General features: G+C 57.6%; 18 protein-coding genes and 1 tRNA gene. 15 read left to right on the top strand and 4 right to left on the bottom strand.

The features are described from left to right. The first annotated feature begins 5 nt into the window (after positions 1-5). From gap to thiE, 5 genes are all read left to right on the top strand, one after another. Positions 6-1,013 carry a type I glyceraldehyde-3-phosphate dehydrogenase gene (gene gap / locus AUC45_RS01255; protein ID WP_067597025.1) on the top strand — a complete coding sequence of 336 codons (1,008 nt, stop codon included), beginning with the start codon at positions 6-8 and terminating at the stop codon, positions 1,011-1,013. A gap of 22 nt (positions 1,014-1,035) precedes the next feature. Beyond that, positions 1,036-2,235: a phosphoglycerate kinase gene (pgk, locus tag AUC45_RS01260; RefSeq protein ID WP_067597027.1), complete on the top strand. Its 1,200-nt coding sequence runs from the start codon at positions 1,036-1,038 to the stop codon at positions 2,233-2,235. Then, complete coding sequence (locus AUC45_RS01265) at positions 2,232-2,690, top strand: PaaI family thioesterase (protein ID WP_067597029.1); 459 nt, start codon at positions 2,232-2,234, stop codon at positions 2,688-2,690. The genes pgk and AUC45_RS01265 overlap by 4 nt, the downstream gene beginning before the upstream one ends. A 144-nt stretch (positions 2,691-2,834) precedes the next feature. After that, positions 2,835-3,725, top strand: a complete 891-nt coding sequence (locus AUC45_RS01270; RefSeq protein WP_067597031.1) for a fructose bisphosphate aldolase — start codon at positions 2,835-2,837, stop codon at positions 3,723-3,725. 9 nt (positions 3,726-3,734) lie between these two features. Further along, the gene (gene thiE / locus AUC45_RS01275; protein WP_067597033.1) at positions 3,735-4,373 is read left to right on the top strand and encodes a thiamine phosphate synthase; all 639 of its coding nucleotides are present in this window, start codon (positions 3,735-3,737) and stop codon (positions 4,371-4,373) included. On the opposite strand, the gene AUC45_RS01280 is transcribed toward thiE, so the two are convergent. After that, entirely contained in the window at positions 4,370-4,831 is a 462-nt protein-coding gene (locus AUC45_RS01280) for a hypothetical protein (protein ID WP_082700904.1), read from the bottom strand. The genes thiE and AUC45_RS01280 overlap by 4 nt on opposite strands. A 191-nt stretch (positions 4,832-5,022) precedes the next feature. Here AUC45_RS01280 and efp point away from each other — a divergent pair, with 191 nt between their 5' ends. The 4 genes from efp (at position 5,023) to AUC45_RS01300 (ending at position 8,413) form a co-directional block, all read left to right on the top strand. Continuing rightward, entirely contained in the window at positions 5,023-5,586 is a 564-nt protein-coding gene (efp, locus tag AUC45_RS01285) for an elongation factor P (protein ID WP_067597037.1), read from the top strand. Between the two features lie 6 nt (positions 5,587-5,592). Further along, positions 5,593-6,411, top strand: coding sequence for an inositol monophosphatase family protein (locus AUC45_RS01290; RefSeq protein ID WP_067597039.1), 819 nt, complete (start codon positions 5,593-5,595; stop codon positions 6,409-6,411). Positions 6,412-6,452: 41 nt separating this feature from the next. Then, positions 6,453-6,537 (top strand) — tRNA-Leu (locus AUC45_RS01295). A 157-nt stretch (positions 6,538-6,694) separates the two neighbouring features. Next, positions 6,695-8,413, top strand: coding sequence for an SLC13 family permease (locus AUC45_RS01300; RefSeq protein ID WP_369815210.1), 1,719 nt, complete (start codon positions 6,695-6,697; stop codon positions 8,411-8,413). Between the two features lie 115 nt (positions 8,414-8,528). Here the strand turns inward: AUC45_RS01300 and AUC45_RS01305 are convergent, their stop codons facing one another. Both AUC45_RS01305 and AUC45_RS01310 read right to left on the bottom strand, forming a co-directional pair. Next, positions 8,529-8,714, bottom strand: a complete 186-nt coding sequence (locus AUC45_RS01305; RefSeq protein WP_067597041.1) for a hypothetical protein — start codon at positions 8,712-8,714, stop codon at positions 8,529-8,531. A gap of 190 nt (positions 8,715-8,904) precedes the next feature. Continuing rightward, on the bottom strand, positions 8,905-10,494 hold the full coding sequence (locus tag AUC45_RS01310; protein ID WP_369815218.1) for an isocitrate lyase: 1,590 nt from the start codon (positions 10,492-10,494) through the stop codon (positions 8,905-8,907). A 159-nt stretch (positions 10,495-10,653) separates the two neighbouring features. Between AUC45_RS01310 and AUC45_RS01315 the strand changes: the two genes are divergently transcribed. The 6 genes from AUC45_RS01315 (at position 10,654) to AUC45_RS01340 (ending at position 19,578) form a co-directional block, all read left to right on the top strand. Beyond that, positions 10,654-12,003: a short-chain fatty acyl-CoA regulator family protein gene (locus AUC45_RS01315; protein WP_067597045.1), complete on the top strand. Its 1,350-nt coding sequence runs from the start codon at positions 10,654-10,656 to the stop codon at positions 12,001-12,003. 157 nt (positions 12,004-12,160) lie between these two features. Next, complete coding sequence (locus tag AUC45_RS01320) at positions 12,161-13,546, top strand: TIGR03013 family XrtA/PEP-CTERM system glycosyltransferase (protein WP_067597047.1); 1,386 nt, start codon at positions 12,161-12,163, stop codon at positions 13,544-13,546. Then, positions 13,546-15,702 carry an XrtA/PEP-CTERM system histidine kinase PrsK gene (gene prsK, locus AUC45_RS01325; RefSeq protein WP_067597049.1) on the top strand — a complete coding sequence of 719 codons (2,157 nt, stop codon included), beginning with the start codon at positions 13,546-13,548 and terminating at the stop codon, positions 15,700-15,702. Before AUC45_RS01320 ends, prsK begins: the two co-directional genes overlap by 1 nt. After that, the gene (prsR, locus tag AUC45_RS01330; RefSeq protein ID WP_067597051.1) at positions 15,695-17,059 is read left to right on the top strand and encodes a PEP-CTERM-box response regulator transcription factor; all 1,365 of its coding nucleotides are present in this window, start codon (positions 15,695-15,697) and stop codon (positions 17,057-17,059) included. Before prsK ends, prsR begins: the two co-directional genes overlap by 8 nt. Continuing rightward, complete coding sequence (locus tag AUC45_RS01335) at positions 17,043-18,563, top strand: lipopolysaccharide assembly protein LapB (protein ID WP_082700906.1); 1,521 nt, start codon at positions 17,043-17,045, stop codon at positions 18,561-18,563. The genes prsR and AUC45_RS01335 overlap by 17 nt, the downstream gene beginning before the upstream one ends. A 49-nt stretch (positions 18,564-18,612) precedes the next feature. After that, the gene (locus AUC45_RS01340) at positions 18,613-19,578 is read left to right on the top strand and encodes a bile acid:sodium symporter family protein (protein ID WP_067597055.1); all 966 of its coding nucleotides are present in this window, start codon (positions 18,613-18,615) and stop codon (positions 19,576-19,578) included. Here AUC45_RS01340 and AUC45_RS01345 read toward each other — a convergent pair. Beyond that, on the bottom strand, positions 19,550-20,620 hold the full coding sequence (locus AUC45_RS01345) for a DUF475 domain-containing protein (RefSeq protein ID WP_067597057.1): 1,071 nt from the start codon (positions 20,618-20,620) through the stop codon (positions 19,550-19,552). The two genes, AUC45_RS01340 and AUC45_RS01345, sit on opposite strands and share 29 nt — an antisense overlap. Positions 20,621-20,631 lie beyond the last annotated feature (11 nt).

The following is a 20,631-nucleotide window of genomic DNA, read 5'->3' on the forward strand; positions in this document are numbered from 1 at the left end:
TTCACATGGCGACTAAAGTTGCGATCAATGGTTTTGGCCGTATCGGACGGCTTGTGGCGCGCGCTCTTCTGGAGCGGACCGATCATGATTTTGAGCTTGTCTCGATCAATGATCTTGCTGACACGAAATCAAATGCGCTGCTGTTTCAATACGATTCCACCCATGGGCGATTCCCCGGCACTGTCGATGTAAAAGACGGCGCGATGGTGGTTAACGGCAAGAGCATCGCCGTAACCTCTGAGCGCAATCCCGGCGATCTGCCGCATGGCGAACAGGGCGTTGATATCGTGCTGGAATGCACCGGCTTTTTTCAAAGCGATGAAGCTTGCCGCCCGCACCTTGAAGCGGGGGCAAAGCGCGTTTTGATCTCCGCGCCTGCAAAAGGCGTATCGGCAACCGTTGTTTACGGCGTGAACCACGATTTGCTCACCGCTGATGACGTGATCGTCTCTAACGCGAGCTGCACCACGAACTGCCTCTCCCCGGTTGCGAAAGTGCTTCACGATACGGTTGGAATTGAGCGCGGTTTCATGACCACGATCCACTCTTACACCAACGATCAGCGCATGCTCGATCAGATGCACTCCGACATGCGCCGCGCGCGCGGCGGTGCGCAGAATATGATCCCGACAACAACCGGTGCGGCGCGCGCTGTTGGCCTGGTTTTGCCTGAACTCGCAGGCAAGCTCGACGGATCATCGGTTCGTGTGCCGACACCCAATGTCAGCCTGATCGATCTGGTGTTCCAGCCGAGCCGCGACACCACCGCCGAAGAGCTGAACGCAGCGCTCAAGGCAGCTGCCGAAGGCCCAATGAAAGGCGTGCTCGACTACACCGAACAGCCGCTCGTCTCGCAGGATTTCAACCACCACCCCGCAAGCTCGACCATCGACAGCCTCGAAACGGGCGTGATGGAAGGGAAATTGGGCCGCGTGGTCAGCTGGTATGATAATGAATGGGGCTTTTCCAACCGCATGATCGACACTGCGGGTGTGATGGCGAAATTCCTCTGATCTGAGACGGAAAGGCCGGGCAATGGCTGCTTTCAAAACGCTTGATGATCTTGGTGATGTGACCGGTAAGGTTGCGCTCGTCAGGGTCGATCTCAATCTCCCGATGAAGGATGGCTCAGCCACTGATGTTACGCGGGTTGAAGCAGTCAAGCCAACGATCCTGGAACTGTCAGACAAGGGCGCGAAAGTCCTGCTTCTCGCGCATTTCGGTAGGCCCAAGGGCCAGCGTTCCAGCGTACTTTCCACCAGCATGGTTGTAGGCGATGTCGAGGGGGTCCTTGGCAAGGAGCTGATGTTCATCCCCGAAGTCGCAGGGCCGGTCGTGGAGCAATCCATCGGCATCCTGCGCGATGGCGATATCGGCCTTTTGGACAACACACGCTTCTGGCCGGGTGAAGAGGGAAATGATCCCAATTTCGCGCAAGCCATCGCGGCGCATGGCGATTTTTATGTCAATGATGCGTTTTCGGCAGCGCACCGCGCGCATGCGACGACAGAGGGGATTGCCCAATACCTGCCAGCCTATGCAGGGCGTGCGATGGAGCGAGAATTGAAAGCCCTCGACAGCGCTCTGGGCAATGCCGAGCAGCCAGTGGCCGCGGTTGTGGGCGGGGCGAAAGTATCGACCAAGCTTGACGTGCTTCAAAACCTCGTCGGCAAGGTCCAGCACCTGATCATTGGCGGCGGGATGGCAAACACGTTTCTCGCCGCGCGCGGGCTCAACGTGGGCAAATCGCTTTGCGAACATGATCTCACAGACACAGCCTCCAAAATCATGGATGAGGCCGATCACGCTGGCTGTACAGTGCATCTTCCTTACGATGTGGTGGTGGCGAAGGAATTTGCCGCAAACCCCGAATCCCTGCGCACCTGCAACGTTCACGAGGTTGCCGAAGATGAGATGATCCTTGATATCGGGCCTAACGCGACAGAAGCGCTGGCAGATGTTCTCAAGACCTGCCGCACACTGGTCTGGAATGGTCCGCTCGGTGCGTTTGAAACTGAACCGTTTGATGCGGCAACGATGGCGCTTGCCCGCCATGTTGCAGCACTCACGCAGGAAGGATCGCTTACGTCAGTTGCAGGAGGCGGCGATACGGTCGCTGCTCTCGCGCAGGCAGGCGTAACCGATGATGTGACCTATATTTCGACGGCAGGCGGTGCTTTTCTTGAATGGATGGAAGGCAAGGAACTACCTGGAGTTGCTGCACTTTCCAAATGACTGAAGCGACAACGCAATACGGGTACGGCAATGCCGTCGAGTGCCGAGAAGGTGAGTTTGCGGGGTGGTATCACTGGAACCACGATCCGTTTGAAACACGCTCAGGCCCGTTCTTCATGCGGCGGGAGGAAGATGGATCCTACCTCAGCGCTTTTCGTGCGGAAGATCGTCATATGAATGGGGCTGGCGCGATGCATGGCGGGTGCCTGATGACCTTTGCCGATTTTGCGCTGTTCGCGATCGCCACTGATGAACTCGATGGCGCGAATGCCGTGACTATGAACCTGTCGAGTGATTTCCTTGGCGCGATCCAGCCCGGGGCTCTGGTCGAAGCGCGCGGCGAAGTTACGCGGGGCGGAGGCAAGACGATTTTCGTGCGCGGCATTATCACCGGCGATGGCGCGCCTGCCTTGAGCTTTACCGGGATCATCCGCAAATTTTCGCCCCGATCATGACCCCTGCCAAAGCCCAATTCGGCTCGCCGCACCCCTCCTAAGGCCCGCCGCGCTTATACTTGTGGCCAATTGTCGCCCACAAGCCGGATGGCTAGGGCTTTTCGCAAAACGGAACACTTCGCTTTCAACACTCAGAGGACAGCCATGAACACCGAACAAATGACCGCGAAAATCGCCGAGGGCCAAGGCTTTATCGCAGCGCTCGATCAATCGGGCGGCTCCACTCCCAAAGCGCTTCGCGGGTACGGTGTGGAAGACAGCGAGTGGTCGGGCGATGAGGAAATGTTCGGCCAAATCCACCAGATGCGCAGCCGCGTCATCACCTCCACCTGTTTTTCCAGCGGAAAGGTGATCGGTGCGATCCTGTTTGAAAAAACGATGGATGGCGAAGTCGATGGCAAGTCCACGGCTGATGCGCTGAAAGAGCGCGGAATTGTCCCCTTTATCAAGGTCGACCAGGGGCTCGCCGACGAAGAGAACGGCGTACAGTTGATGAAGCCGCTCGATAAGCTTCCCGCGCTTCTTGAAAAATCGGTTGGCTACGGAATGTTCGGGACGAAAATGCGCTCGGTCATCAAGTCGGCCAATCCAGAAGGCATAGCGGCCATCGTCGCGCAGCAGTTCGAAGTTGGGGCGCAGATTGCTGATGCAGGACTGATGCCAATGCTTGAGCCGGAATACGATATCACGGCAGAGGACCGCGAAGAAGGCGAAGACATTCTGCTCGCTGAAATCATGAAGCACCTTGATGCGCTGCCAGAAGGCCGCAAGGTGATGCTGAAACTCTCGATCCCGGTTAAGCCGGGGCACTACACACCGGCAATCGAGCATCCTAGTGTGCTTCGCGTCGTGGCACTTTCAGGTGGCTATTCAACCGATGATGCTTGCAAACACCTCGCGAAGAACCCCGGCATGATTGCCAGCTTCTCTCGAGGTCTTTTGCAGGATCTTCGCAAGGGCCAGTCGGATGAGGAATTCAACGGCGCTCTTGGCAAAGCGATCGATCAGATTGCAGCGGCCAGCGTTGCTGGTTAAGGGGCGCGGGTGACTACACCCGACACTCAGCTTTACCTGATTTCCCCGCTCGATGTGGGCGGGGATTTTCCTCAACGGCTCGAACGCGCGCTTGCTGCGGGCGAAGGGCTGGTCGCCGCGTTTCAGTTCCGCGTGAAAGACGTGGATCAGCACGAGGCCGCGCGGCTTGCAGAGCCTCTACAAGCGATCTGCGCGGCGCATGACTGCGCATTTATCGTCAATGACAGCGTTCCGCTGGCAAAGCGCTTGGGCGCAGAGGGTGTGCATCTGGGCCAGGATGACGGCGATCCGAAAGAAGCGCGAGAGGCCTTGGGGCGCGAGGCGCAGATCGGAGTGACCTGCCACGCGTCAAAGCACCTCGCGATGGAAGCAGGAGAGGCTGGGGCGGATTACGTCGCATTCGGCGCATTCTTCCCCTCAAGCACGAAGGACAAGGGGCCCGATGCCGAACGCCCTGATGCCTCTTTAATCGAATGGTGGGTCAAACTGTTCGAGATACCCGTCGTAGCAATCGGCGGGATCACGCCTGGAAACTGCAAGCCCTTGGTCGCGGCAGGCGCGGATTTTCTCGCTGTGTCCGGCGCTGTCTGGAATGGCGATGAAGAAGCGGCCGTGCGCGATTTTGTCGCCGCTATTAAGGCCGTCTAGCTCGTGCCACCCAGACGGGTGCAGATCAGCTTGCTGAGCGAACCATCAGGCTTCACCTGCTGCAACTGATTGTCGCCCACACGCATGAAACGTTCACCCTTTTTGGGGCCTTGCGTGAACGTAAGCATCTTGCCGCGCATCAGGTAGAGACCGCCGCCCTCTTCGTTTCTGTATCGTGAAGCGCGCGCAATGCGAAAGTTTTCAGATTCGACAACTTTGATGACGCTTCCATCCGCATCGCCTGGCAGGGCGCATTGATATGTCCCATGCGGCATGGTTCCCAATGGGCCGCCATCGGCCTGACTGGGTGCCTGCGGGACAGCGGCTTTTGCAGCGCCGCCTTGAACCAATGCGATCAGCGGTTTGAGAATTGGCCCATCAACGTCAAACATATTTCCCGACGACGCGGCGATAAACGCAGCTGAAGCGGTAAGCACGATGATGTGGCGTCTACGCATGGTGTCCCGTCCGATCCCTTGCGCTGCCTGATATCAGGGTAAACACTTGCTTACCAGCCGGAACGCACCAATTTACATCTTCTCAAGACCCAACCTTGCTGTCTGTCAGGGGCTGGTCTATGCGCGCTCAATCTCCGAAGAGGTCGCGTTTCAGACCTCTATCAGAACCACATTTCAGAAAGCGTTAGCCCATGAAGATCAGCGGCGTCGATATCCGCCCCGGCAACATCATCGAATACGAAAATGGCATCTGGAAAGTCGCCAAGATCCAGCACACGCAACCGGGCAAGGGTGGTGCTTACATGCAGGTCGAGATGAAGAACCTGCAGGACGGGCGCAAAACCAATGTCCGTTTCCGCAGCGCTGACACGGTTGAGAAGGTTCGGCTCGACACGAACGATTATCAGTTCCTCTATGAAGATGGCGACATGCTCGTATTCATGGATCAGAATACTTATGAGCAGATCAATCTGCCAAGTGACCTTCTGGGCGATGCCCGCCCGTTCTTGCAGGATGGTATGCAGGTGATGCTCGAGCTGTGGGAAGAAAAGCCCATCAGCGTGCAACTCCCCGCTCAGATCGAAGCCGAGATAGTTGAAGCAGATGCAGTGGTGAAGGGGCAGACAGCCTCATCCAGTTACAAGCCTGCCGTCCTCGACAATGGCGTTCGCATCATGGTGCCGCCGCATATCGAAAGCGGCACGCGCATTGTCGTTGATGTGTACGAGCAGACCTACGTCGGTAAGGCCAGCTGACGCGCCATGAGCATGTTTTCAGGCCTCGTTCGCGTGATGGAGCGCGCCGCGCGTAAAGCGGGCGGGCGTTTGCGCCGCGATTTTGGTGAAGTGGAACACCTTCAGGTCAGCCGCAAAGGCCCTGCCGATTTCGTTTCAAAAGCCGATATGCGCGCTGAGCGTACGATCTATGATGAATTGCTCGCGGCCCGCCCAGGTTGGGGCTTCGTCCTTGAAGAGGCCGGCATCATCGAAGGTGATGAGGGCAAGCCGCGCTGGATCATCGACCCCCTCGATGGAACGAGCAACTTTCTCCACGGCATCCCGCATTTTGCCATCAGCATCGCTGTTCAGGAGCCACGCCTCGACGGCAAAGGCTGGGGCGAGGTGACCGCTGGCGTCATCTACAACCCGATCAATGACGAGACATATTGGGCGGAGAAATCGCGCGGCGCATGGCTTCAGGATGCGCGCCTTCGCGTGTCAGGCCGCAGGCAATTGCACGAAGCGCTGATCGCAACCGGCATTCCGTTTCAGGGGCATGGTGACTTTGCAGAGTGGAGCCGCATCTTTGGCGCGATCGGCCCAGAAGTTGCAGGCATTCGCCGGTTCGGCGCGGCCTCGCTTGATCTCGCTTATCTGGCGCAGGGGCGTTTTGATGGCTTTTGGGAAAGCGGCCTTAATGATTGGGACACGGCTGCTGGATGCCTTCTCGTTCGCGAAGCTGGCGGCTTCGTTTCGGATTTCCGCGGACGCTCCGAACCCATCCATTCAAAACAGGTTCTGGCGGCGAACGATGCGTTGCATTCGAAATTGCATAAGATTTTGGCGAATAGCTTGAAGTAATAGCGTGCCAACGCTAACAGCCGCGCTTCGCCAAGCGCAGTGCCCCTGTGGTGGAATTGGTAGACGCGAGCGATTCAAAATCGCTTTCCTACGGGAGTGCCGGTTCGAGTCCGGCCAGGGGCACCACTCTTTCTCGAGGCCGAAATTGAAAATCGCGCTTGCCAACGGGCACTTCGCCTGAGAGATCAGCATCGACACGCTTATGCTGGATATGCCCTCCTATCATGCAATGGCCGCCATGGTGGTTACGATTTGGATGTTCGTGGAGTTCGTCCGAGGGCGAATGTCCATCGAAATCATAAGCTTGCTAACTATCGCAGTGATTGCGGTGGGCCTGTATTTCTTCCCGCTTGAAGGCACCAAACCAACTGATGGCCTTGCACTCGCGTTTGGCGGGTTTGGCCACTACGCGCTGATCACCATTTGCGCGCTTATGATCATGGGTAGGGGGCTGGTTGTCACCGGGGCATTGGAGCCAGCGGCGCGTTTGCTGGAGCAATTATTCCGCTTCAATCTGCAATTGGGCTTGCTGTTTTCGCTCATCATCACGCTGGTGCTGTCGATGTTCGTCAACAACACACCGGTGCTTGTGCTGATGATCCCGATTTTCGCAGCGCTCGCGCAGCGCGGGGCTATGGCGACATCGAAAACACTGATGCCCTTGAACGCAGCCTCGTTGATTGGCGGGCTTGCGACAACGATTGGCACATCGACCAACATCCTCGTCGTTTCCATCGCGGTTGATCTGGGAATGCGCGAGATGGGAGTTTTCGATTTTACCCCGATCGTGCTTCTCGCGGCCCTGGTGGCAATTCCATATATGTGGCTCGTCATGCCGCGATTGCTTGACGACAACCGCGTCGAAAATCAGGTGGCTGAGCGGCAATTCCACACGCGGCTTAGAGTGGGGACCGATTCTTTTTTGGCAGGCAAGGAGATGGCCGAGGTCGAAACGAGGTTTCCAAAGGGCATCACGCTTCACAGCCCGCCAAGCGGCCCTTTGCAACCACAGCAGCAATTGCATATCTCCGGCAGTCACCAGGCCTTGGAAGATGCAACACGCGAGTTGAAAGGCCAATTGGCGCCCAGCTGGGTGCTCGACCGCATCAAGCGAACAGCATCTGCTCAAGGCGAAGACGTGATGGTGTTCGAGATGACAGTGACGGCCGATTCTCGCTTGATCACTCGCACATTGCCAAGCTCAGGAATTGCCGATCTCTACAGCGTTGCGGTTCTCGGCATTCACCGGCCCGAGCGGCTTTTGGGTGAAAAGAACCAATATTCGGATGGCGGTGATCTGCGCATTGCGGAAGGCGATGTTCTGCTCGTCATGGGGATTGAGGAAGACCTCCAGACGTTTGCCCGCAATGACAGCCTTTTGATGCTGGATGGCGCACGTGAATTGCCGCGCCGGTCAAAAGCGCTGCTGGCAGCCGCGATCATGGCGTTCTCGGTCCTTACGGCTGCTTTTGGCCTGTTCCCGATTGCGATTTCCGCTCTTGCGGGCGCGATCCTGATGTTCGTAACGGGTTGCGTCAAATTCGACAGGGTAGGGCGCGCGCTATCTGGGCAGGTCATCGTCCTTGTCGCTGCGAGTATCGCCATAGGTCGAGTGATCGATGACAGCGGCGCTGCTGCGTGGCTGGGAGAGGCTTTGTCGATAGGCCTCGTCTATCTTCCGCCAGCGCTGGTTCTTGCAGCCGTGATGGCATTTGTGACCTTCATCACGAACTTCGCCTCTAACGCGACGGCTGCCACAGTGGGCACGCCCATTGCTTTTGGCATTGCCGCGCAATTGGGTATCCCCGCCGAACCTCTGGTGCTGGCCGTACTGTTCGGGTGCAATCTGTGCTACGCGACACCGATTGCGTACCAGACGAATATGCTGATCATGTCTGAGGGATCATACGAATTTTCGGACTATATCCGCACGGGCGTACCACTTGTCGTCCTGATGGTGACGACCCTCTCGATCCTGCTGGTGCTCTGGTACGGACTCTAGAGCGCACCGCGCCCATAGTAGACGAGCATAAAATAACGGCCGCCGGAGCAGGGGGTTCACCCGCTCCGACGGCCGTTTTCTCCTCCCCAGGAGAACTGGTTAAACGCTTATCCGCCTAGCTTGATGACGGCACATATGTGCCAAGCCGGTGGTGCAGCGCGTTGATCTTCGCAAGTTCGTCACGGTCTTCCGTGTTGCGCGCGTGGCTTTCCAGAGCGCGCCGAAGCAGCTTCATATCTGCGGTGGAAAGAAGCGCGCGGGCGCGTGATGGTTCGCGGCTTGCGGTGTCGGAATCGCTCATCGGTAATTCTCCTTGGGTATGGAGATAAAGCCTATGCCGGATCGAATGGTTCCGGAACAGGTCGAATATCAGGCTTCCACCGTGTAAATTCTGTCGAGCGGAATTGCCAGCATTCGATTAAGGATCCTGCATCGCCATCTGCGCGGAATGGCTAAGCAGGATCCCCTCTCCAACCGTGTGAAGTGGCTGTTTATGCCGCCTCGAACTGGTTCATGGTGTTGTCTTTGCCGCCCGCTTTCAGGGCCGCTTCACCAGCGAAGTATTCCTTGTGATCATCGCCAATGTCGCTGCCAGCCATGTTCTGGTGCTTGACGCAGGCGATGCCCTGACGGATCTCTTCACGCTGCACGCCTTTAACGTAACCGAGCATTGCCTGATCGCCGAAGTATTCCTTAGCGAGGTTGTCAGTGCTCAGCGCAGCCGTGTGGTAAGTCGGCAGCGTGATAAGGTGGTGGAAGATACCGGCGCGCTTCGATGCATCGGCCTGGAAGGTGCGGATCTTCTCATCAGCTTCAATGGCAAGATCGGTCGTGTCATAGTCGACACTCATCAGCTTATCACGATCGTAAGCGGAAACGTCTTTGCCAGCTTCTACCCATGCATCATAGACTTGCTGACGGAAGTTCAGAGTCCAGTTGAAGCTAGGCGAGTTGTTGTAAACCAGCTTTGCATTCGGGATGACTTCACGAACCCGGTCCACCATGCCTGCGATTTGCTCGACATGCGGCTTTTCAGTTTCGATCCACAGCAGGTCGGCGCCATTCTGAAGCGACGTGATGCAGTCAAGGACGCAGCGATCTTCGCCGGTACCAGCGCGAAACTGGTAGAGGTTTGACGGAAGACGCTTGGGCGCCATCAGCTTGCCATCGCGGCTGATAAAGACCTGGCCATTTGTGATATTGGCCGGATCGACTTCATCGCAATCGAGGAAAGCATTGTACTGATCACCCAAATCGCCGGGCTCTTTCGAGAATGCGATCTGCTTGGTGAGGCCAGCACCCAATGAATCGGTGCGTGCAACAATGACGCCATCATCAACGCCCATTTCAAGGAAGGCGTGACGGCAAGCGCGGATCTTCTGAATGAAGTCCTCGTGAGGAACAGTAACCTTGCCGTCCTGGTGGCCGCACTGCTTTTCATCCGAAACCTGGTTTTCGATTTGAAGAGCGCAGGCACCCGCTTCGATCATTTTTTTGGCGAGCAGATAGGTTGCCTCGGCATTGCCAAAGCCAGCATCGATATCAGCAATGATCGGAACGACGTGGGTTTCGTAATTGTCGATCGCGTTTTCGAGGCGCTTGGCTTCAACAGCATCGCCATTTGCGCGTGCTGCATCAAGCTCGCGGAACAGGCCGCCAAGCTCGCGTGCATCAGCTTGCTTCAAGAAGGTGTAGAGCTCTTCGATCAGAGCAGGCACAGAGGTTTTCTCATGCATGGACTGATCGGGCAGTGGGCCAAATTCGCTGCGCAAAGCTGCAACCATCCAGCCTGACAGGTAGAGATAGCGCTGTTTGGTGCTGCCAAAATGCTTCTTGATCGAGATCATTTTCTGCTGAGCGATGAACCCGTGCCAGCAGCCGAGCGATTGCGTGTAATTCGCAGGGTCGGCATCGTAGGCTTCCATATCGGCGCGCATGATCTTCGCGGTGTATTTCGCGATATCGAGGCCGGTCGGGAAACGGTTTTGAAGCACCATGCGAGCGGCGCTCTCAGGATCAATGGCGCCCCAGCTTGGGCCATTGCTGTTGACGAGGCCACGCATCTCGTCGATCTTTTTCATGTAGGTCATTTGGTATCTCCGTGAACCTTGGGGAGTGAATGACCTTGGTGTGCCGTGGTGCAGCGCAACATAACAGGAAAAATTACAAAATATTTTGTCAATGATCGCCTTTGTAGGGTAAACCTTGTGTAAGGTTGTAAATTTATTTACAGCGCCATTATGGCTGACAACACCCTACTCGCCGGTCCTGCTTTGCGCCGTTTGCGCAAACGCGAAGGGCTCACCCAAGCTGCAATGGCGAATGCTTTGGGCATTTCGCCAAGCTATCTCAATCTGATTGAGCGCAATCAGCGCCCGCTTTCGGCGCGCGTACTGGTCCAGGTGATTGAGCGGTTCGATTTTGATCCGCGATCCTTGCGCGAGGACGAGGCAATTGGCGGTGTTGATGGCCTCGCCCGGCGTCTGGCTGACAAACGCTTTGCGGACTTGGGGATCGATAGAGAGGAAGTGCAGGAATTTCTTTCTGCCGCACCGCAGGCAGCAGCAGCCTTTGCTCTCCTTTATGACAATGCAGCCGCACCGCTTGCCAATCCTGAAGATCCGCTGGCCGAGGCGCGGGTCGCGGTGGAGCGGTGGCAAAACCACTTCGCCGATCTCGATCACGCGGCAGAGGATCTGTCCGAAACCCTGCGCCTGTCGCACGGCGATATCAGTGCTGCGCTGAGCGAAAGGCTGCGGGAAAAGCACCAGCTGTCAGTGCGCGTACTACCCACCGAGGTGATGCCGGGGATCGTGCACCGGCTCGATCTGCATGCGCGCCAATTGCAGCTTTCCGAAATGCTACCGGGTGCAGCCAGGCGGTTTCAGATTGCTCGGCAGATCGGCAGTCTTGAAATGCGCGATGAGATCGACGCGCTGGTTGCAGGCGCATCGCTTCCCTCTGACGAAGCGTATGATCGTTTCCGCGAGCATGTGACCGATTACGTCGCGGGCGCTCTGCTGATGCCGTACAGGCGTTTCCTGCGGGCGTGCGAGCAAACCGCTTACGATGTGAACATCCTCCAGAGACGTTTCGCATCGAGTTTTGATCAAGTAGCACAGCGGCTCACCACGCTTCAACGCGTTGGAGAACGCGGATTGCCATTCTTTAGCGCGCGTTTCGGGCGTACAGGCCGAATGGTTGCCTTCACCGCCGGCGCAAGTGGTGCGATCTACCCGTTGGATGGCGCGCGCTGGCCTGCCTGGGCTCCCTATGCCGCGTTTGAAAGCCGCGGGACCATGCTTACGCAGGCTGTCACATTCGGTGAGGGCGAAGCTTCGGCCAAGCATTGGTTCACCATGGCTCGTACCGTTGAAGTGGACGGGGTCGCTTGCTCTGCGCGAAGAGCCATCGTGTTGGGGATTGAAGCGCGTTTCGCGGGAGAATTGGCACAGGCGCGCGGTGTCTCGCTTGATCGGGCCGATGCAGTGCCGCTAGGTGTTGGTTGCCCCCGATGCGGGCGGATGGATTGCCTCACGCCCGCGCCGGAAAGAATGGCAGGCACAGACCGGCGACGCCGCTCGCGATAGAGTGTGTGATCAGCGTCACTCACCGCGTCACTAAACGAAGCATAACGGGCCTGGCATCTTCCCTTGCGTTAATCATGGTTGTAAAGTTTACCGACACTTAAACTGTGCCGCGTAAAGCGCGTGGGTATGGGCAATGTAAGAGCCTGATTGAAAACGCATGATACGGCTATTCAAACACTATATTCCGCATGCCGTGCTGCTGCTCGGGCTGCTAGATCTTGCGTTGCTGATCCTCGCGAGTGAACTCGCATGGCAATTGCGGGCCTATCAGATCGAGATGGATCCTGGGCCGCTGTCTGGTCGCTGGGTGCCGATCATCGGTTCCTCTTTTATTGTCTGGCTCGCGATGATCGGGGTCGGCGTTTATGGCCCGCTTGCGCTGCGATCTCTCCGGTTTGCGGGTGCTCGTCTGCTGGTCGCGATCAGCCTTGGGATTATCGCTCTCGCCTTCATCGACTTTTTGCTGCCCGAAAGCACCTTTTGGCGTTCAACACTGCTCTATGCCATGGGCTTTTCGATACTCGTGCTCGTGCTGGATCGCCTGTTGTTGAACAGCTTTCTGGGTTCCTCAGCTTTCAAACGCCGCGTCATGGTGCTTGGAGCAGGCGACAGGGCGCGGCGATTGCGGACCCTGAGCGAGCGACCTGAAAGCGGATTTGCAACCGTGTCTTTCATCGCCATGAGCGACACTGAAAAGGTGCTCGCAGAAGCGATCCCGCGCGGCGCGGTTCAGGATCTTGGCCAATATGTTGAAAATCTGGGCGTCAGCGAAGTGGTTCTTGCCCTGCAGGAACGGCGCAACGCGCTGCCCTTGAACGACCTTTTGCGGCTCAAGACAAAGGGCGTTCACATCAATGATTTCTCGAGCTTCATGGAACGCGAGACTGGGCGAGTGGATCTTGAGACAGTCAATCCAAGCTGGCTGATATTCTCCGACGGGTTTTCATCGGGCAGAATGTTTTCAAGCGCGGCAAAACGGATCTTCGATATCGTTGCCAGCTGCTTCCTGCTGATCCTGACTTTACCGATAATCGCAATCTTTGCAGTCCTGGTGAAGCTCGACAGCAAAGGCCCCGCATTCTTCCGCCAAGAGCGAGTGGGGCTGTACGGCGAACCGTTTCACCTCATCAAGCTACGCTCCATGCGCATTGATGCAGAAAAGGATGGGGCAAAGTGGGCGGAAAAGGACGATCCTCGCATAACGCGCATCGGGCATTTCATCCGCAAGCTTCGGATCGATGAATTGCCGCAGACCTGGAGCGTTCTCCAAGGCCATATGAGCTTTGTCGGGCCGCGCCCCGAAGTGCCTCAATTTGTGAGCAATCTGGAACAGGATATTCCATTTTACAGCGAACGGCACATGGTCAAACCCGGCATCACGGGTTGGGCGCAGATCAATTACCCCTATGGCGCGTCGATTGAGGATAGCCGTAAGAAACTCGAATTCGATCTCTACTACGCTAAGAACTACACGCCGTTTCTCGACTTTGTGATCCTCCTTCAAACGGTGCGAGTCATACTGTGGCCGGAAGGTGCGCGGTGATGGCTGAGCTTTTCGGAATACCGCTCGATTTCGCTGCCGTCTGCGCCGTGATTGGCGCCGTTTTGAGCGGCATTGCGGGGCTTTGGATCGTCCGTTTCGGCGATCGCAAGCGTGTTGATTGGAGCGCGGCTCTTGCGGTGGTTGTCCTCACTGCTGTGTGGTGCATCCTTGGCGCAGCGATAGGGTTTGCAAAGCCTGCGACCATGGTTGCGGAAACAGCCCGCAATCTGGCGATGATCGCTGTTATCTTCCGGCTCTTTTCAGCGGATGGCCGGGACGAAAGCCTGAAGCCAACGCGCCCCGTGCTCATCTCGCTGGCGCTGGTGCAGATGTTCCAGCCGCTTTTGGTTGTTATCGATCAGCGCATGACAGGCCTGGATGAGGTTTCCGCGCTCATTTTCGAAGTGGCGACATTGCTCAGCATGCTCGTTTCCATCGGCGCACTAGTGCTGCTTCACAATCTCTACGTGGGCGCTGCCGCCGGATCGCGCCGGTTCTTGAGGTGGAGCGCGATTGGCCTTGCCGGTATCTTCGCGTTTGACCTTAATCTTTACACCCTGGCGTATCTCCTCGGAGAACAGCCCGCCATCCTGAGCGCTATGCGCACCGCGGTGAGTGGGGCGATGGTGGTGCTGATTGCGCTGAGCTCCAATGCGAAAGGCGCGAACCGAAATTTCAACCCGTCACGAGCGGTCACTTTCCAGACGTTATCGCTCCTCGTCATCGGCAGTTATCTGCTGGCCATGGTGCTGGTGACGCGATCCCTCGCACTGCTGGGCGGCGATATCGCTCGGGCGAGCCAGATTGTCTTCGTTGTCCTTGCGGTTCTGTTTGCGATTGTCTGGCTGCCATCGCAAAAACTGCGCGCATGGCTTCGCGTGACGGCGACCAAGCACTTGTTTCAACACCGTTACGATTACCGCGAAGAATGGCTGCGCTTTACTCAAACGATGGGACGCAGCGCCAGCAATGGGCCGAGTTTTCACGAACGCTCAGTGAAGGCGATGGCGGATATAACCGAAAGCCCAGCCGGATTGCTGCTAACGCCCAATGAAGAGGCGGAATTGGAGCTCACCGCGCGCTGGAACTGGGCAACGATCGAAGTGCCAGCGAATGCGGGCGGTTTTGCTTTGGCAGGCCTGCTGGAGCGGCATGCGCACATCCTCGATCTTGATGAAACGCGCGGCGGGATCGATCGGCATGGCGAATTGGAGCATGTCCCGTCTTGGCTAAAAGAGGCGGAAGATGCCTGGGCGTTGGTGCCGCTTATCCATTTTGATCGCCTTGTAGGGGCAATAGTGCTCGCGCGGCCGCGCATCGAGCGGCGGCTCGATTGGGAGGATTTCGATCTCCTTCGTGTCGCCGGACAGCAATTGGCGAGTTACTTGGCAGAACAGGCTGGCCAACAGGCGTTGATGGATGCGAGCCGGTTCGATGAATTCAACCGCCGAATGGCGTTTGTGATGCACGACATCAAGAACCTCGCAAGCCAGATGTCCTTGCTCGCGACCAATGCCGAAAAGCATGCGGATAACCCGGCTTTCCGAAAGGACATGCTCGTCACTTTGCGCAATTCATCAGACAAACTTGGCGCGCTTTTGGCGCGGCTTGGCCGGTATGGATCGGGCCAGGCGAAAGAGCCTGTGAAAACAAACCTGTCCCATGTCGCAAAAGCGCTTTGTAAGAGGTTTGAGGCGGTTCATCCCGTCAAGACGGATCAGGTGACCGACGTCTATGTCCTCGCCGATCCTGAGGCATTGGAGCAAGCGCTAATCCATCTCGTTCAGAACGCCATCGATGCGAGCGAGCCTGATGCGCCGATCCTGCTTAGCGTGCGATCAGAGCGGCTGAGCGGTGTGATGGACATCATCGATACCGGCACTGGAATGACACCTGAATTCGTTCGGTCAGGGCTGTTCAAGCCTTTCGTATCTTCAAAACAAAGCGGCTTTGGCATTGGTGCGTTTGAAGCGCGCGAAATGGTAAAGGCGATGGCTGGCCGCGTATCGGTGGAATCGCGCGAGGGGCTGGGCACACGATTTACCGTGTCGCTCCCGCTGTCCGACACCGCCAGCCTGATCGAAACGGGTCACTCCGCAGACTCCGATCCCAATCAATCCGATAAGCCAAAACCAGTGAGGTTGAACAATGGCTAACAAGAAACCGACGCTTCTGGTTGTGGAGGACGATGAGGGCCTCCAGGCGCAGCTCAAATGGGCCTATGAAGACTTTGAAGTCGTCATTGCGGGCGACCGCGAAAGCGCAATTGCCGCCCTGCGGAGCGAAGCGCCAGCGGTTATGACGCTGGACCTTGGGCTTCCGCCTGATCCTGATGGCACGACCGAGGGCTTTGCCGTGCTTGATGCGGTGATGGAGCTCAAACCTGACACCAAAGTCATCGTCGCAAGCGGACATGGTGCACGTGAAAGCGCGCTGCAGGCGATTGAGCGCGGTGCGTATGATTTCTACCAAAAGCCCGTTGATATTGACGCTCTGGGCCTGATTGTCCGGCGCGCTTTCAATCTTCATCAGATCGAGGATGAGAACCGCAGGCTCGTCAATCATGCCGCCGAGGACAATACGGTTCTGGGCCGCCTGATCACAGGCGCCCCCGAGATGATGAAAGTCGCGCGCACAATTGAGCGTGTGTCGAAGACCAGCGTTTCGGTGATGCTGCTGGGCGCAAGCGGGACGGGCAAGGAGTTGCTCGCACAAGGCCTTCACGATGTCAGCGACCGCGCCGATGGTCCATTCATCGCGATCAATTGCGCTGCGATCCCTGAAAATCTGCTCGAAAGCGAATTGTTCGGCCACGAAAAAGGCGCGTTCACAGGCGCTGTCAAAACCACCGAAGGCAAGATCGAAAGCGCCAATGGAGGCACGCTGTTCCTCGACGAAGTTGGCGATATCCCTTTGCCTTTGCAGGTGAAGCTGCTGCGTTTCTTGCAGGAGCGCACGATTGAGCGGATCGGGGGGCGCAAACCCATCGCTGTCGACACGCGGATCGTGTGTGCAACGCACCAAGACGTAGAAGCGATGATTAGCGAGGGCACTTTCCGCGAAGATCTGTTCTATCGCCTCGCTGAAATCGTGGTGCGGATCCCGAGCCTTGCCGAACGGTATGGTGATGCGGTGCTGCTTGCGAAGGCGTTCCTCAAACGCTTTGCCAAGGAGATGAACCCAGGCGTCACCGGCTTTGCGCCCGACGCATTGAGCGCGATTGATGCGCATGAATGGCCGGGCAATGTCCGTGAGCTTGAAAACCGGGTGAAGCGGGCTGTCATCATGGCAGATGGCAAGCTGGTTCACGCAGAGGATTTGGACTTTGGCGCGGATGGTGAAGAAGACACCGAAGTGCTGAATTTAAAGGCAGCGCGCGAACAGGCTGATCGCAAGGTTATCCGACACGCGCTGGCGCGCAGCGAAGGGAATATCTCGAGCACGGCCAAGCTGTTGGGCATTAGCCGCCCGACGCTTTACGATCTGCTCAAACAGTATGATCTTAGTGCCTAACTCTTCTTCGCGCCTATTGCGAGCGGCGTTGATGGTGTGCGCGGGCGCGCTGATCGCCGCTTGCTCTGGTCTGGTAGACGCGCCAGAAACGCAGGGCGGAGCGCAGACTTCCGAAAGCAACGAGGCCGCGCTCGCAATCCGAACCGCAGGGCGCGAAATGCGCGATGGTAATTTGGCGGAAGCGGCCCGTCTGCTGGATGCAGCCCTGGCAGATGAGCCCGGCAATCCCGCGATCTGGGTCGCGATTGCCCGTCTCAGATATCGCAGCGGCGAGCATTTCGGCGCGATTGATGCTGCTGATCGAGCACTTGAGCTTGGGCCCAGCTTTGCGCCTGCTCTCTTGATGCGCGGCCAATTGGTGCGCGATGCCAACGGGCTTTCGGAAAGCTTGCCATGGTTCGAGGCGGCCGTTGCTGCTGATCCAACCCATGCAGAGGCGGTGGGAGAATACGCCGCGACATTGGGCGATCTTGGTCGATTTGGCGAGATGCTGGACGCGGTGGAGCGCTTGTCCGAGCTTGATAGGGAAAACGAGCAAGGCCTTTATCTTCGCGCCGTCTTGGCCGCGCGTGCGGGCGAGTTCGTGCTTGCCAAAAGCCTGCTTGATCGCAGCGGTTGGCGCGGTGCCGGTGTGCCATCTGCAATGCTGCTCGATGCGGTGATCGACATCCAGCAGGGCAATGCCGACACCGCGGTTGAAACGCTGGCAGAGCTCAGTCGCCTGCAGCCAGCCAATCGGCGGGTGCGTGATTTGTATGCGCGGGCATTGTGGGAAGCGGGGCGCGATGAAAAGCTGGTCTCGGAATTGAGCGAAGTCGTCGAAGGTCCGGATGCTTCGGCTTATCTGACCATGTTGGCGGGCAGAGCCCATGAGCGGCTAGGGGACCGGGAAGCCGCCGCTCCGCTGATTGCGAAGGCGTATTCTAAACCGGATACGGATTGGCATTCGCTCAGCGACACGGGTGCGATAGGCGGAGCGCTTGCGCCGCAGACAGCGCAGATACGCTCGGCCATTGCGTCGGGTGATGAAGCCTCCGCAAGCGGCCGTGCGGCCCGATTTGTCGACCAGTTCCCGCAATCGGCAGACGTTTTGGCTCTGGCGGGCGATGCGGCGTTCGCGAACGCTGAAGCGGCGCAGGCCATCGAGAACTACAGCGTGAGCGCTCGGGTTCGCAAACCTTGGCGCTTGACCCAAAAGCTGATCGTAGCATCTCGCCAGACGGGGGAGGACAATGCCGCAAACGCGCTCCTCACGCGCTATGCGCTCGGCGATCCGCGCAATGCCGATGCGATTATTGCTCTGATTGAAATTGCGCGCATCAGTGAGGATTGGGAGCGGGTGGTAGAGCTAACGGATTATGCAGCTCTGCTCGGCAGCGGTCAGGACCCAATCGTGCTCAATGCCCGGCTTGAAGCGGCACAGGCGCTTGGCAATGATGCGGACGCGCAGCGGTATGAAAGCCTGCTCGATGCGGTTCGCCCGCCCAAACTTGTTCGCGAGTAGTCCCTAGGCACTCGACACAGGCGAAGCGCGCAGGCAGGGGCGCATTCGGATGAAGCGCGCCTTTTCCCTTTTTGCCGATCCAATGATTGCGGTGCTCGTGATCGCGACCATGCTTGCGGTGATTTTGCCTGCAATGGGTGAAGCGCGATACCACATGCAGACCGTCTCAAACGCGGCCATTTTCGCGCTGTTCCTTGTCAACGGAATGCGGATTGCGCGTGGGGAAATCGCGAAGGGCCTGGCGAACTGGCGGTTCTTTGGCCCGCTTATGCTGTTCGTCTTTGCGATAATGCCAGCCGGGGGTCTTGGCATGTCACTGGTCGCTCAAGGCAGCCTCGCGCCGATGGTGGCGCTGGGGTTCGTCTTTCTCGGCACACTCCCCTCAACGATCCAGTCGGCGACATCCTACACCACGCTTGCTGGCGGGAATGTCGCATTGTCGGTGGTGGGTGCCGCGCTGATCAATATTGCTGGCGTATTCGTCACCGCACCTCTTTTTGCGCTGCTCGCAGGGACCGAGGCGGTGACCATTGGAGCCGACACGATTGTCCGCATTGGCTTGATCCTGATCCTGCCCTTTGTGATCGGGCAAATAGTGCAAGGGTGGGCGCGGGAATGGGTGATTGAGCGCAAGGCAAGGATTGTCTGGCTTGATCGGATCGTGATCGGGATTGCGGTCTATGTCGCGTTTTCAGGAGCGGTTGAGCAGGGGCTCATCGCTATGTTCACCGGCGTGGATTGGGCCATCCTTATAGGACTGTGCTTTGCGTTCCTTGCAGCAGGATCGCTGGCCGCATGGGGCATTGCCAGCGCCTTGGGCTTTGTGCGCAGCGACAGGATCGCTTTCCTGTTCGCTGGCCCGCAGAAAAGCGTCGCCATCGGCGCGCCCTTGGCCGCGATCCTGTTTGCGCCCGAGATTGCTGGGTTCGTCATCGCGCCGCTTCTGATCTACCACCTGATGCAGCTGGTAATCGCAGCGCCCCTTGCTAGCTGGCTGGCTCAGCAGCAGCATTAGCCCGCTCGGCCCGGTTGTGCCGGATCGACCACCACAGCGACAGCCCGATCAGTATCGCGCCGATCAGCCCCGTGATCGTTTCCGGAATGTGGTAGCGCGCCGATACCAACATGATGACGCCGAGGACAATGATCGCCCAGAATGCGCCATGCTCAAGGTAGCGATACTGCGCGAGTGTGCCCGTCTTAACCAGATGCACTGTCATGGATCGCACGAACATAGCGCCCACTGACAGACCCAGCGCAATCACGATCATGTTGTTCGACAGGGCAAACGCGCCCACCACGCCATCAAAGCTGAAGCTTGCGTCGAGAACTTCAAGATAGAGAAACCCGCCAAGCCCGGAACGCACGATTTCGCCGGCGGCTTTCTTGCGTGCTTCACGCTGTTCGATAATCGCGCCGAGCGCATGGACCCCGATAAAGGTGAGCAAACCGAGAACGCCCGCCGTGATGAATGTCAGCGCATCTTCCGGCGTCAGCATGGTCGACACCCCGTAAACCAGCGCCAGCACAATCCCGATTTCAACCGCGGGCACGGTTGAGAACTTGTTGATCGCCTTTTCGAGGCTCGCGATCCAGTGAACGTCCTTTTCCTCTTCGAAAAAGAAGGTGAGGCCCACCATGGCAAGGAACGCGCCGCCAAATCCGGCAATGCCGATATGTGCTCCCGAGACGATCCGCTCATATTCCTCTGGATCACCAAGCGACAATTCAATCGCTTCCCATGGGCCAATGCTGGCTGCGATGGAGACGATCGCAATCGGAAACACAATCCGCATTCCAAACACTGCAATCAGGATGCCAATGGTCAGAAAACGTTGCTGCCACACTGGGTCCATTTCGCGCAGTACAGTCGCGTTCACGACGGCGTTGTCGAAGCTCAGCGAAACTTCAAGTATCGAAAGCACAATGACGATCCACAGAAGCGACAGTGTGCCCGTAATGGTGCCTGTGCTCACCCAGCCATACCATGCGGCAAGGCCAAAGCAGACCGCGGTGAAGGCCAAAGAAAAAGTGTAGTAACGCAGCAGCGTTTGCATCAGGTCAAAAC

This window comes from Erythrobacter sp. YT30 (genome assembly GCF_001542875.1).
Taxonomy (GTDB): Bacteria; Pseudomonadota; Alphaproteobacteria; order Sphingomonadales; family Sphingomonadaceae; genus Erythrobacter.

What these genes read in the sequence shown, in the direction of transcription:
- efp (WP_067597037.1), top strand. Translation starts at nt 5,023, where the DNA reads ATGAAGATCAGCGGCGTCGATATCCGCCCCGGCAACATCATCGAATAC.
- AUC45_RS01310 (WP_369815218.1), bottom strand. Translation starts at nt 10,494, where the DNA reads ATGAAAAAGATCGACGAGATGCGTGGCCTCGTCAACAGCAATGGCCCA.
- AUC45_RS01315 (WP_067597045.1), top strand. Translation starts at nt 10,654, where the DNA reads ATGGCTGACAACACCCTACTCGCCGGTCCTGCTTTGCGCCGTTTGCGC.
- AUC45_RS01335 (WP_082700906.1), top strand. Translation starts at nt 17,043, where the DNA reads ATGATCTTAGTGCCTAACTCTTCTTCGCGCCTATTGCGAGCGGCGTTG.
- AUC45_RS01340 (WP_067597055.1), top strand. Translation starts at nt 18,613, where the DNA reads ATGAAGCGCGCCTTTTCCCTTTTTGCCGATCCAATGATTGCGGTGCTC.
- pgk (WP_067597027.1), top strand. Translation starts at nt 1,036, where the DNA reads ATGGCTGCTTTCAAAACGCTTGATGATCTTGGTGATGTGACCGGTAAG.
- AUC45_RS01270 (WP_067597031.1), top strand. Translation starts at nt 2,835, where the DNA reads ATGAACACCGAACAAATGACCGCGAAAATCGCCGAGGGCCAAGGCTTT.
- prsR (WP_067597051.1), top strand. Translation starts at nt 15,695, where the DNA reads ATGGCTAACAAGAAACCGACGCTTCTGGTTGTGGAGGACGATGAGGGC.
- AUC45_RS01300 (WP_369815210.1), top strand. Translation starts at nt 6,695, where the DNA reads ATGTCCATCGAAATCATAAGCTTGCTAACTATCGCAGTGATTGCGGTG.
- AUC45_RS01290 (WP_067597039.1), top strand. Translation starts at nt 5,593, where the DNA reads ATGAGCATGTTTTCAGGCCTCGTTCGCGTGATGGAGCGCGCCGCGCGT.
- AUC45_RS01345 (WP_067597057.1), bottom strand. Translation starts at nt 20,620, where the DNA reads ATGCAAACGCTGCTGCGTTACTACACTTTTTCTTTGGCCTTCACCGCG.
- AUC45_RS01280 (WP_082700904.1), bottom strand. Translation starts at nt 4,831, where the DNA reads ATGCGTAGACGCCACATCATCGTGCTTACCGCTTCAGCTGCGTTTATC.
- AUC45_RS01320 (WP_067597047.1), top strand. Translation starts at nt 12,161, where the DNA reads ATGATACGGCTATTCAAACACTATATTCCGCATGCCGTGCTGCTGCTC.
- prsK (WP_067597049.1), top strand. Translation starts at nt 13,546, where the DNA reads ATGGCTGAGCTTTTCGGAATACCGCTCGATTTCGCTGCCGTCTGCGCC.
- AUC45_RS01305 (WP_067597041.1), bottom strand. Translation starts at nt 8,714, where the DNA reads ATGAGCGATTCCGACACCGCAAGCCGCGAACCATCACGCGCCCGCGCG.
- gap (WP_067597025.1), top strand. Translation starts at nt 6, where the DNA reads ATGGCGACTAAAGTTGCGATCAATGGTTTTGGCCGTATCGGACGGCTT.
- AUC45_RS01265 (WP_067597029.1), top strand. Translation starts at nt 2,232, where the DNA reads ATGACTGAAGCGACAACGCAATACGGGTACGGCAATGCCGTCGAGTGC.